This window comes from Nocardioides sp. BE266, from assembly GCF_031457855.1.
In the GTDB taxonomy this organism is placed as follows: Bacteria; Actinomycetota; Actinomycetes; order Propionibacteriales; family Nocardioidaceae; genus Nocardioides.
The window spans coordinates 514,931-526,885 of the sequence record NZ_JAURTI010000004.1 but is presented as its reverse complement, the minus strand read 5'-3'; the positions used below and the strand labels follow the sequence as shown (position 1 = coordinate 526,885).

Genomic DNA, 11,955 nt, shown 5'->3' with positions numbered 1-11,955 from the left:
GGGGAGTACGTCACCGAGTGGGCAGGTGCGAGGGGATGCTCATCCGCGGCCCGCGGCGAGGGCGGGACTGCCCGCCGGCGATGGCCATGGCTGCCGCGCGGCCGCGTTGGGAGCGGTAGGGCTCGAGCAGCTCGGCCATCTCGTCGTCGGTGATGTCGTGGCCGAGCAGGGCCCAGCCGACCCAGTTGGCGAGGTGGTAGTCACCGAAGCTGACCGCGTCGGGATCGCCGAGCGCGCGCATCCGGACCTCGGCGCTGGTCCACACGCCGATCCCACGGATCGACCGGAGGCGCTTGTCGGCCTCCTCGAGGCTCACCTCGGAGATGCGCTCGAGCGAGGACGCGACCCGGCAGGCGGTCACCATCGTGCGCGACTGGGCGGGCTGGACGCCGAGCCGGAGCCACTCCCAGCTCGGGATCTTCGCGATGGTCTCGGGGGTCGGCTGGATCATCAGCCGCAGCGGCGCGACCGGCCCCGGAGCGGGCTCGCCGTGGTGGCGGACCAGCTCGCGGAACGAGCCGAACGCCTGCTTCCCGGTGACCTTCTGCTCGAGGATGCTCGGCACGAGGGCCTCCATCACCAGGCCGGTGCCGCCGATGCGCCAGTGCCGGTGCCGCTTCAGCCCCTCGGCGACCTCGGGGTGGTGGGCGACGAAGCCGGTGGGGTCGTCGTCGGCGCCGAGCAGTGCGGGCAGACGGTCGAGCGCCCACTCGGCCCCGGCTCCCCACGCGCGGGCGTGCACCTCGCCGCTCGAGGGCCGCTGGTGGACGCACAGCGACGCCGGCCCGGTCGGCGTACGCATGGCGCGCCAGATGCGGCCGGACTCCTCGTGGCGCTGGGTCGGGTCGCCGGCGCCGCGTCGCTGCGGGCGGAGCACCTGGGCCACCGAGCACGGCCAGTCGGGCACCCACGTGCGGGTGCGCTCGCCGGCGGTGGAGGGGGCCATGGGTGCGACGTTAGACGAGGCCACCGACTAGGTTGCGGGCCATGGGCGAAACACCGAACAAGCGTGACCTGGAAGAGGGCATCCAGCAGGACTTCTCGTCGTCGATGTCCTACGGCGACTACCTCCGCCTCGACGTGCTCCTCGCCGCCCAGCAGCCGCTGTCCGACCCGCCGCAGCACGACGAGCTGCTCTTCATCGTCCAGCACCAGACCAGCGAGCTCTGGCTCAAGCTGATGATCCACGAGCTGCGGTCCGCGCGGGCGCTGCTGCGGACCGACGACCTCTCCCCCGCGCTCAAGCGGATGGCGCGGATCAAGCACATCCAGCACACCCTCACCGACCAGTGGTCGGTGCTCGCGACGTTGACGCCGTCGGAGTACGCCGAGATCCGCCCGTTCCTGGCGACCAGCTCGGGCTTCCAGTCCGCGCAGTACCGCGAGGTCGAGTTCCTCCTCGGCAACAAGAACGCCGACATGGTCAACGTCTTCGCCCACGACTCCGACGCCCGCGACGCGCTCACCGAGCTGCTCAACGAGCCGTCGCTCTACGACGAGTTCCTGGCGTACCTCTCCCGCCAGGGGTACGCCATCCCCGACCGCCTGCTCGACCGCGACTGGTCTCTGCCGCACACGACGGATGCCGAGCTCGTCGAGGTCTTCGCTTCGGTGTACGCCGCTCCTTCCGAGCACTGGGGCGTCTACGAGACCTGCGAGGAGCTCGTCGACGTCGAGGACGCCTTCCAGCAGTGGCGCTTCCGCCACCTCCAGGTCGTCCAGCGCGTCATCGGTCACAAGGTCGGCACCGGCGGCTCCTCGGGCGTCGACTTCCTCCGCCGGGCGCTGTCGCTGACGTTCTTCCCCGAGCTCTACGAGGTGCGCACCCGCATCGGTCAGTGATGGACCTGAGACCCCGCGATTGCGGACGCTCTGTTGGTGGCTTAGCTACGACCTTCACTCCTCCGGTGGCTGAGGTGCAACCGTCACCCTTCCGGTGGTTGAGGTGCGACCGTCACCCTTCCGGTGGTTGAGGTGCGAGCGAAGCGAGCCTCGAAACCACTGACATCGGGGTGCCCTGCTAGGTGGCTCGAGGAGCGTCTTGTCGTCGACGCCGAGCACGTAGACCTAGATCCGGCTCGTGGTCGCGCTCAGCCTCCGGTAGAACTCGCGCGTCGAGCGATCGGCGTGCGTGGTCGCGTCCTGGCCGTAGCCGATGTTGCGGTTCGAGACGACCTCGCCGCTTGCAGCGGGAACTGGGGTGAACCGATGAGTCGTGGCGGCCCCAGACCCGGGACAGGTCCGTCGCAGCGCACCGTCAGGTGATGGGCCTGCTTGTTCGAAAATAGTTCTCCACAGTCTTGTTCCAGCAGGTCAGAGTGTCGGTGGTCTCGTCTAGCGTGGTACCCATGAACCCCGACCTCCACGACCTCGACGCAGCCGGCCTCCTGGCCGCCGCGACCGAGGCCGAGCGCGCCGCACGGCTCGCGGAGGTCGACAAGCTCCAGGTCCTCTCGAAGTGGGCCGAGCTGCACTCGAGTGACCCGACCGAAGGCCCCGACGGACGCCACGCACGACGCGTCGGCAACGTGCTCAGGCAGGTCGGCGGCGAAGGCACGCCCGGTGTGCAGGACTTCTGCCTCGGCGAGATCGCGCTCGCCCGCGGTGCCGGTGTGACCGCGACCAGCAACATGCTCGCCGACGTCCTCGACCTCGAGCACCGGCTGCCGCTCACCTGGGCGGTGTGCCGGCGCGGCGAGTGCGAGGTGTGGGTGGCCAGGCGGATCGCGAAGCTCTCCCGCCACCTCCCGGCCGACAAGGTCCACGTCGTCGACTCCGCCGTCTCACGGATGATCGCCACCGAGGCGGTCGGCCGGGTCCTCGAGGTCGCCGAGGCCAAGGTCATCGAGGCCGACACCGCCCTCCACGAGGAGCGGTGCGAGGCCGAACGCCGCCGCCGCTACGTAGGTCTGGGCCGCACTGACGAGTACGGCCTGCGCACCCTCGTCGCCCGCCTGGAGGCCGGCGACGTAGCCGCCGTCGACGCGATCGTCCAGCGCGTCGCCGAGATCATCGCGCCACTCCACCCCGACGCCCACCCCGACGAGCTCCGTGCCCTCGCCTTCGGCTGGCTCGCCCGCCCCACCGAGCTCCTCCAGCTCCTCCTCGAGCACACGACTCCCCCGCCTGCACCGCCTGAGCCTGAGCTCGACCTCGACCTCGCCGAGCCGGCCGACCCGGACGAGCCCGCACCCGCGCGAGCCTTCGCGTTCCCTGCCGACCTTCTCGACGCCCTGCGAGACCTCGACCTCACCCCGCTGGCCTCGAAGGCCGTGCTCCACGTGCACCTCCACGAAGCCGTCCTCAACGGCACCGCGGGCGTCGCCCGCGTCGAAGGACTCGGACCGGTCACCCTCACCCAGCTCGCCGAGCTGCTCCGCCGCTTCGACGTCAAGGTCCAGCCCGTCAAGGACCTCTCGTCACGAGTGCGCTACACCGCCTACGAGCACCCGGAGTCGCTGCGCGACCAGGTCCACCTCGTCACCGGCGGCGACTACTGGCCCTACGCCGGCTCCACGAGCCGCCACGTCGACCTCGACCACCCCACCCCGTACCAACACACCGGCCACGGCGACAACGGACGAGAACCCCCGCCGGACCAGACCGGCCCCCACAACTCCGGCCCCCTCGGCCGACGACACCACCGCTGGAAGACCCACGCGGGCTACCAGTCACGCCAGTGCGGCGAAGGACGCTACGTCTGGCTCACCCCACACGGGCTCGGCTTCCTCGTCGACCACACCGGCACCCACCGACTCCACCCAGAGAAGGCCCGGATCATCCTCGAGGCGCCGCCCGGGGTGGACATCTACCTCGGGTAGATCCCCCGGAGATGTGTCTGGCCGCGGTCACTGGCGGCTACTAGACGATTCCTGTAGGACCGGTGTCTGGCCAGACTCGGTCCAGGTGATCGACGGGCAGCTCTCTATGCGGCTGCCCACCGGCTGTTCTGGTGTGGCTCACTTTCGGTCTGCGGCCCGCCGGTCACCGTGACGAGGCGTGGCTCAAGAAGGGACTGCCCTGCTCGTAGTAGCAATGCCCACCTCGCCGTCCACAACGGAAGAGAACAGGCGGGAGCAGCACATGAGTCAGGAAGCAGAGCGGGTGATCATCGGGGTCGATCCCCACAAGTTGTCAGCGACGATCGAGGTCGTCGACCAGCAGGAGCGGTTCCTCGGGTCGGGCAGGTTCACCACCGACGGAGCCGGCTATGGCGCGATGCGCAAGTACGCCAAGTCCTGGCCCGAGCGGATATGGGCTGTTGAAGGCAGCAATGGTGCGGGACGACCGCTCGCGCAACGACTCCTCGAGGACGGCGAACACGTCGTTGACGTCCCGGCGAAGTTGGCGGCTCGGGTCCGGCTCTTCGACACCGGTCACAATCGCAAGACCGACGCCCACGATGCACACGCCGTCGCGGCCGTCGCAGTGCGCACCAGCACGTTGCGGGTGCTGCAGCTCGACGGCGAGCTCGAGGCGCTGCGGATGCTCACTGACCGACGTGAAGCACTGACCCGACGCCGGGTCCAGACGGTCGGCCGACTGCAGGCGCTGCTCGCAGAACTCCTGCCAGGACAAGCGAAACGCGACATCACCACCGGTCAGGCCAAGACGATGCTTGCTTCTGTCCGCCCGCGTGACATCGCCGGGAAGACCCGGCGCCGGATCGCCGCCGAGGAGCTCGCCGAGCTGATCGCTGTCGAGGCCAAGATCAAGAAGTCCACCGCCGAGTTGAAGGCGATCGTGCTGGCCCGCGGCTCGCGCCTGATGGACCTGCACGGCGTCGGGCCCGTCGTCGCTGCCCGCGTCCTGGCCGATGTCGGTGACGTGACCCGGTTCAGTGACCGCAACCGGTTCGCGTCCTGGACCGGCACCGCACCCCTCGACGCATCGTCTGGTGAGCAGAACCGGCACCGGCTCTCACGGGCCGGGAACCGGCGGATGAATCACATGATCCACATTGCGGCGATGAGTCAGATCCGCCTCGACACCGACGGCCGCCGCTACTACCTGCGCAAGCGAGCCGAGGGCAAGAAGCCACTCGAGGCAGTCCGCTGTCTCAAGCGGAGGATCTCCGACGCGATCTACCGCCAACTCGTCGAAGACGCACGCCAAGCCGCGGTCGAGGACGTTGGCACGGGTCCGGGAGGGCACTGCAGGGCGTCTCAAGAATCCAGCGCGGTCGACCTTCCCCTGCACATCGACACTTCGGATCAGCCACTTCCCGGACCCGCAGACAAGACGCTACGCCGGACCGGTTGACAACAGAAGGGAGCCGGAATGACGCAAGATCCGCGCGGCTGGAGAACGCCGCTCGACCTCATCGCCTCCTGGGTCTCGGCGCTCCACGTTCCCACCAGTCGATCCTTGGTGCGTCGTGGATCTGGCTTGCAATGAGCTCGACATTGCCGGCGTTGCAGAACTTCCAAAGTTCATTCGCCGCGCGGGAGTACTGGAACACCACGTGGTCGACGGCGAAGGCGTCTAAGTCGCCACTGCGAAAGCGTTCGGTTGCTTCGACCACGTGCGCCAGTAGCTCCGCCAGCTGCGCCTCGTGGTAGCTCGCGACCGTCTCTTGCGCCTGTTGACGCTCGGCCTTCCTGGACACGAACTCAGGCTAGTGCGAGCGAATCAGCGGGAGGCCTCACGCACTCATCGCGGCAGATCCGGACGTTCGGCGTAGACCGGACGCGCTGTGGTAGATCGCACTCAGCAGCCTCCGCAACTCCGCAGTGGTCACCTCGCCCTCGTGTTCGCTGACATCGTGCCCATTGTGTGGGCTGATCAGCACGTCGTTGATGCTGCCCATTCCGCCGTAGGCGCTGAGCAGATGCTCGATCGCAAACCCGTCGCCCCGACGGAGACGGCGCAGGTCGCCCCGCAGCCAAGCCGCCCAATGCTGCTCTCCTACGCCTTCGAGAAGCCGGACCGCATCGGCGAGCAGTTGGAAAGGGGGCTCAACGGGTCCGCGCGTCACGATCGAGACCGTATCTGGCAAGCGATCGCACATCGGCAGATCCGCGCAACCCGTCGCGACAGGTCCGGATACACGTCAGCAGTTGACTTCGAGTGCCGAGTCCGGGTCATCGCAGGAAGCGAAACTCCAATTGCCGTCGCTGAACGCGTCCTGCGATGCGTCGGTGTACACCTCGGTCGAACCTCTTGCCGTCACGCGGTAGTAGTCCGTCACGGGGTCCCCCTCGGTTGTGGGATACTGGACGGTGAGTTCAGCGCCCGACCCTGAATCGAGGGCGCGCTGCAGACAGGCGATCTCTGACTTGCCGACGGACTCTATAGGTTCCATCTGTCCAAGTTGGAGCGATCCGCAACTCGTCAGAGAGTCGCGCGACTCCCACTGCTTCTTCACGGGGTCCGAAGCAAACAACGAGCACCCCGACAGAGCAGCAAGCGCAGCGCTCGCTACGGCAACCGCACAAAGTCGGTGCCCCACTGATCGCCGATCGGCGGCCCTCGTGCTCATGACACATTGTGACCGTTGCGCCACAAGAGCATCCGGACATCGGCAGATCCGGATGTCCCCACCAAGCGGCGGAAGGACGCACGTCTTGACGATCGTGCTTCGGTGGATCCGAGGCCACGAGACTATGGCTCTACGGTGGGGACGTTAGAAGTCGTAGCCGCTCGCGCCCATGGCGAAGATCTCGCAGGCGTCGTCGAAGAGATCCACGGAGAACGACGAAGTACCGCCAGGGGCGATGGAGTCCGAGTCGGCGAAGCCTCCCTGGGTACCGACGAGTGCCCCCGACTTGTCGAAGCAAGCCGCGGATACGTCAATAGGTCCGGATACCTCTTGGTCGGTTGGGTTCTTGAGGATGCCGGTCAAGTTGTCCCCGAAACTACCTTTGGTCAAGGCAACCTCGACAATCTCGACATCGACGGAACTGAGGTAGTCGTCCGGCTCACTTCCCGTGGCAGTGAAGTCGAACTCAGTGTCCTTGGCGGCCTTCACGCCGTCGATGTACACATATCCGAATGCCCACTCACCGGGGTTCACGAGCTCGGGGGCAAAGCCTTGAGAAGAGCCGGATCCCATCAGGTTGCCGGCTCCGTCACGGGCTGTCCCGCTCACCTCGAGATTCGCCAGCGGCGATGCAGTCATGTTGCGGATGACCACGGGCACGGTGCCTGACGCGGGGTCGGCTTGACCAACAACAACCACCGACAGCTGTCCGTCTTCGCCGTCTGGAATCTGCAGGTCGCCCTGGATATTGAGCATCGGCGAGGTGGTGGGCTCGACCGACGCGCTACCGGCATCCTCGTCAGAGGCTGTGTCCAAGCCTTGGCCCGCGTTGTCGGTGTTTGCCGATTCTGGCCCGTTCCCCGAGCGCACCGTCTCGCCCGAATCCGACGCGGCGCATCCGGATAGCAGGGTTGCGGCGCAAATGGCAGCAGCGAGTCGATTCTTCATGGTCCCCCGACCTACATGTTCGTGGCGTAACGGGCCGAAGTATGCCGGAGTGCTTCCGGAAAGCACTGGCCTTTCCACGAACCTTCGATCGTCATGTGATCGGGTAGGCACAGCGATCCGAAGCATTCTGGCGATCCCACTACATCGGTGCCGCTGACGTCATACGGTGACCGCCGATCTGTCGCCGCATCAAGGAGCTTCCGTGTCCCGTTCCATCCACCGACTCATTGGCGTTTCCGCGGCGATGACCGTCCTCTCGCTGGCCGCCGCGGGATGTGGCGGCGATCGCCCGGAGAGAGCCGTCACAGTCGACCCTCAGAGGAGTGGTAGCACCGCTGACAGCACCCAGGAGGCCGAGGTTGTTGAGGCTCCCGAGGCCCCTGCGGGCGACCAATTGAGCAAGGCCCAGATCGGCAAGGCCCTCCTGACCGTCTCTGACCTTCCTGCAGGCTGGACTGCCACCCCCGCGGAGGAAGAAGAGGAGAGCGAGGACACCGTCTCTCCGCCCAAGTGCAAGGACGTGCTCGACGCGCTGGACGAGACCTCTACGGACGCCGCCGCCGAGGGCGAGGCCAACTTCAACAAGGGCGGCCCATTCGGCACAGTCCTCTCCCAGACCATCTCCAGCTACGCTGACCCCGTCGACTCCAGCAGGGTCCAGAAGATCGCGGATGCGTTCTCTGACTGTCCGTCCTTCGACAGCACGGACTCCGACGGCACCGTCAGCAAGGTGACGGTTTCCCCAATGTCCTTCGGCAACTTGGGTGACCAGACGCTCGCCTTCGCGATGACCCTCGAATCCTCGGCGTTCACGGTCTCGGTAAACGTGGCGTACGTGGTCATCGGCCACAACGTCGTGGCAATGGTCAACGGCGGACTCGCAGGCGCCGATGGCGCTCAGCTCGAGAAACTGGCAAAGCAGGCCATCACCAAGCTCGAGAAGACCGCCAACTGATCTTCGATCGACATGTAGTCACGTTCTGGCGCACTGCCCGCGGCGACGAAGGGCACCGCGACGAGGCCTCCGCTGCGAGTGGCACATGTTGCAGTCAAGCGGCGGAATGGGCTTGCCAGGTGCAAGGCTCGAGCGATGTCCGGCAGTCGCAGAACCCTTCGACAAGACTTGTGAAGCCGATCGCGCGGATCGCTACGTCAGTCGAGCCACTCTTTGACGCTGAGTGGGATAGCCGATTCACTGAAGTGCTGATGAGCCCGCAGCCCTGCAGCGGGCCGCCAGCTGATCGAGCGCGTCGATGAGCGTTCGAGCAGCCTCGCTGTCTGACATGGTGCCGGTCATGCCTCCTGTCCGGACGTGATCCTTTACCGGTGCCAGGCTGTCGATGAAGGGCTCCACCGCATTTTTTGTCTCTGTGTCTCCATTGATCAGTCCGTCCAACGCTGCGCTGCTCATCGCGTCGAGCGTGTCGTATTTGGGGATCAGTGGTTCGTCGTCCGCAAGCAGCGGCGCCTCGATCTCGGGACAGACGTCTCGAAGTGATGCGGCCGGTTCTGGTGTCTCGGTAGGAGCCGCTGATGGTGTCCCACTGGAGGTCGCGTCTTCGCTCGGCTCAGGGGCTGTGCTGTCTGCTCCTCCGCAGCCGGAGGCGACGAGCATGATGAGAAGTCCGCCGATTGCCTTCGCGAAGTGTTGGTTCACCGAGTCCTCCAGTTAGGTGCGGCGCCCTGTCGCGCTGGGCGTGAGGCCCACGATCGTGCGGCGAACTAAGCCAAGTACGCGACGATCCGGAGCACCAGTCTGAAGCAGAACATTGAATCTCGCCGAGCGAGCTGCGCATTTCCCGGCACGCGGCGCAAAGACGCACCCAGGCTCGGCGGATCCCAGCGGTCCGCCTCCGCCAGGTCAGGAGGACGATGCTGACCGGACTAGCCATGAAGGGGATGTTCACCAGTCTCGTCGGGCTGCCGGTGGCGCGCTGGCCTGCGGCGGGTGGGCGGATCGCATGAGGCCTCTCGGCGCCAGCGGCACAGCCTGCCCTTGGGGCGATACTTGAGCCATGGGAGCCCAGCCCGACCTTCGCCTCTCGTGGAGTTTCCTGAAGGCACTCGCGGAGATGTGGTCGTCGCACCCCGGCACCTACAAGGTCGCAGACGAGAGTGAGGACTTGGTGCCAGCGCTGGCGCAGATGTGCATCAGAGCCTTCGCGAGCGAGGTCCGCGAATCCGTGCCTCGCGAGGAGCAGAAAGCCACCACGATCGCCGGCTCGCTCACGAAACGGAACGGCGAGTCCTCGAACGTGACCCTCCATGACATCGGCAACAAGGTGACCCACGGATCACCGGACCGCATTGTCGTGTCACCTGACGGCGACGTCCGCCTGTTCTTCGTAAACAGCAAGAACGAGAGCGCGGATCATGCCAACTGGACGGACGTGTGGTTTTCGGCGAGCCACCTCATCGAGGTACTTCACGGGGTCCTCTACGTCGCGCCACATCACTCCGAAGCTCGAGAGGATGGGGTCCGCCGCTTCGTCGACGAGTTGGGTCCGAGTCGACTTCTCCCTTCGCGAGCGCCCGAAGAGCACGGCTCCACAAAGCCCCCTCTGTGAGCTGTCAGCCCGAAGATCGGGTCACCCCCGACGCGGCGCAATGTCGCGCCCCGGACGGTACGCGGCGATTCGACGCCGTCGCAGATCAGCCCGATCACTCCGTCGGCGAGTCCACGATCCGGTCGAAGCCGAGCCCGGAGCTGCCTTCACCGCGCCCGGTCTGCTTGCGGGCGCCGTACCAGACCATCACCTTCCCGTCGGGTCCACGGGTGCGCTGGTAGCACTGGCTGACGCGCACGCCGGCGCGCGGGACCTCGTCCTCGAAGACGAAGTACGCCGAGGGCAGGTTCGCCGACATCAGCGGCGTCCGAGGTCGCACCTTCTCGGCCGGGTCGGGGTCGCCGTCGAGGAAGCGGAGCATGGTGGCGCGCTGGAGCTGGGTCTCACGGGTGCTGCCGTCGACGTGGACGGGCACGAAGGGCAGCCACTGCTCGGGGACCGAGCTCATCACCTCGTAGCGGATCGGCGCGGCCGGGGCAGGCGGTGGGCCGGCGGGTGGGCCGATGAGGTTCTGGAGGTGGGTGCGCAGCTCGTGGGCCGCCTCTCCCCCGGCTCGCGGCCACCCGCTGGCGAGCGGGACCATCTGCTCGATCGCCCAGACCATGTTGGCCATCTCGTCGCGCACCAGCGAGACGTCTTCGAGCGGCTCGCCCTCCTGCACCTTGGGCGCGACCGGCAGCAGCACCAGCTCGGCCTCGGGGTCGCCGCCGGACTCGTCGGCGAGGGCGAACATGCTCCAGCGATCCCAGCCCGCAGCACCCGGGGGCGGCGCCACTGGCTCCACCCACAGCCGCTCGTCGAAGACGGTGGTCACCGCGATCCCCTGAACCCGAGCCAGCGACCCGACCGGCAGCGTCCACGGCACCACGAACCAGTCGTTCGCGAAGACCAGTGCGAACTCCATCAGCATCAGCGTGCCGACGTCGGTCGTGTCGGCGCTGACCTTCCCGAAGTTCGTACGACGGTCCTCGAAGGCCCACCACCGCGTGTTGGGCATCCCGTCGAAGACCACCTGGGTCGGCACGAAGGTCTGCACGTCGCGGGTGGCCTCGACCTCGGGTCGGTCCGGCGCCGGCGGGGCGCCGTCCTCCACCAGCCGGGCGTCGGACGACCGCTGCAGGGCGTGCCAGTCGAGGGTGCCCTGGTGGTACTCCTCCGCCCGCAGCACGACCTCCGTGCCGCCGTCGGCGTCCGACTCCCCCGACGGCGCCGAGACGGCGAAGCCGTACGCCAGACGCGACGGCTTCCAGGCGTCGTCGGTCTCCGGGTTGTCGATCAGGGCGGCGAACCACAGCCGAAGCCGCTCGAAGAGGGCTTCGACATCGCCCACGTCGCCGGGGGCGACCGTGACGTCGTCGACCACCGCTCCCCCACCGGCGACGTGCTCGATCAGCGCGATGCCGTCCATCGCCCGGCCGGCCGCGCACCCGACCTGCTGCCAGGCGTCCGCGTGCGCGACGACCTGGGCGTCCGCCTCCGCCAAGGGGTTCGGCACCTCGACGAGGTACGCGTCGCGGTAGTCGTCGGCGTACGTCGTCGCCGGGAAGTCGCGCTCCAGCAGCCGCAGCCAGCGCCGACCGACCGCCATCCGCAGGTCGAGCGAGAGCGCCTGCGACTCGAGCGCCAGCGGCACCGGGCGCCGCTCGACGGTCGGTTCGAGGACGCCGTCGCCGTCGAGCTCCTGCACCGCACCGGTGCCGGGCTGGTAGCGGTCGAGGGTGCGCAGGTCGAGGCACGCCCGAGCCAGCACCGGCGAGCCCGCGTCGTCGCCGACGAACTCGCCGAGCTGCCACTGCCGCGACAGGAACCACAGCGCGTCGCGGACCTCGGCGTGCAGCGCGCGGTCGAAGTCGTGGCGGCGCGGACGGCCCTCGAGCCGGTTCCACCGGGTGATCGCCGGGTGGAGCCGCGAGAGCAGCGCGGTCTCGAGGTTGGTCACGACGTGCATCTCGGCCATCG

The 11,955-nt window shown here is 67.6% G+C and carries 12 protein-coding genes; 5 read left to right on the top strand and 7 right to left on the bottom strand.

Translation table 11 applies throughout. The annotated features are described in order from the left end of the window. Positions 1-10: 10 nt before the first annotated feature. Positions 11-946 (bottom strand): DNA-3-methyladenine glycosylase 2 family protein, encoded by a 936-nt coding sequence (locus tag J2X46_RS14835; protein WP_310251820.1) that lies wholly within the window; start codon positions 944-946, stop codon positions 11-13. 41 nt (positions 947-987) lie between these two features. Between J2X46_RS14835 and J2X46_RS14830 the strand changes: the two genes are divergently transcribed. The 3 genes from J2X46_RS14830 (at position 988) to J2X46_RS14820 (ending at position 5,262) form a co-directional block, all read left to right on the top strand. Beyond that, the gene (locus J2X46_RS14830; protein ID WP_310251818.1) at positions 988-1,842 is read left to right on the top strand and encodes a tryptophan 2,3-dioxygenase family protein; all 855 of its coding nucleotides are present in this window, start codon (positions 988-990) and stop codon (positions 1,840-1,842) included. Between the two features lie 506 nt (positions 1,843-2,348). Further along, on the top strand, positions 2,349-3,821 hold the full coding sequence (locus tag J2X46_RS14825) for a hypothetical protein (protein WP_310251816.1): 1,473 nt from the start codon (positions 2,349-2,351) through the stop codon (positions 3,819-3,821). Positions 3,822-4,035: 214 nt separating this feature from the next. Beyond that, on the top strand, positions 4,036-5,262 hold the full coding sequence (locus tag J2X46_RS14820) for an IS110 family transposase (protein ID WP_310251815.1): 1,227 nt from the start codon (positions 4,036-4,038) through the stop codon (positions 5,260-5,262). A gap of 58 nt (positions 5,263-5,320) precedes the next feature. On the opposite strand, the gene J2X46_RS14815 is transcribed toward J2X46_RS14820, so the two are convergent. The 4 genes from J2X46_RS14815 to J2X46_RS14800 form a co-directional block, all read right to left on the bottom strand. Further along, entirely contained in the window at positions 5,321-5,608 is a 288-nt protein-coding gene (locus J2X46_RS14815) for a hypothetical protein (protein WP_310251814.1), read from the bottom strand. A gap of 36 nt (positions 5,609-5,644) precedes the next feature. After that, on the bottom strand, positions 5,645-5,977 hold the full coding sequence (locus tag J2X46_RS14810) for a DUF6966 domain-containing protein (protein WP_310251812.1): 333 nt from the start codon (positions 5,975-5,977) through the stop codon (positions 5,645-5,647). A 75-nt stretch (positions 5,978-6,052) separates the two neighbouring features. Next, entirely contained in the window at positions 6,053-6,190 is a 138-nt protein-coding gene (locus J2X46_RS14805) for a hypothetical protein (protein ID WP_310251810.1), read from the bottom strand. Positions 6,191-6,625: 435 nt separating this feature from the next. Beyond that, positions 6,626-7,429 (bottom strand): FxLYD domain-containing protein, encoded by an 804-nt coding sequence (locus J2X46_RS14800; protein WP_310251808.1) that lies wholly within the window; start codon positions 7,427-7,429, stop codon positions 6,626-6,628. 202 nt (positions 7,430-7,631) lie between these two features. On the opposite strand from J2X46_RS14800, the gene J2X46_RS14795 reads away from it, so the two are divergent. Beyond that, a complete protein-coding gene (locus J2X46_RS14795) occupies positions 7,632-8,384 on the top strand; it encodes a hypothetical protein (RefSeq protein ID WP_310251806.1) in 753 nt (250 codons plus the stop codon). 237 nt (positions 8,385-8,621) lie between these two features. Here the strand turns inward: J2X46_RS14795 and J2X46_RS14790 are convergent, their stop codons facing one another. After that, entirely contained in the window at positions 8,622-9,086 is a 465-nt protein-coding gene (locus J2X46_RS14790) for a hypothetical protein (protein ID WP_310251804.1), read from the bottom strand. 358 nt (positions 9,087-9,444) lie between these two features. Here J2X46_RS14790 and J2X46_RS14785 point away from each other — a divergent pair, with 358 nt between their 5' ends. After that, positions 9,445-9,996 carry a hypothetical protein gene (locus J2X46_RS14785; RefSeq protein ID WP_310251802.1) on the top strand — a complete coding sequence of 184 codons (552 nt, stop codon included), beginning with the start codon at positions 9,445-9,447 and terminating at the stop codon, positions 9,994-9,996. Between the two features lie 94 nt (positions 9,997-10,090). Here J2X46_RS14785 and J2X46_RS14780 read toward each other — a convergent pair whose 3' ends face one another. Continuing rightward, positions 10,091-11,953 (bottom strand): hypothetical protein, encoded by a 1,863-nt coding sequence (locus J2X46_RS14780; protein ID WP_310251800.1) that lies wholly within the window; start codon positions 11,951-11,953, stop codon positions 10,091-10,093. Positions 11,954-11,955 lie beyond the last annotated feature (2 nt).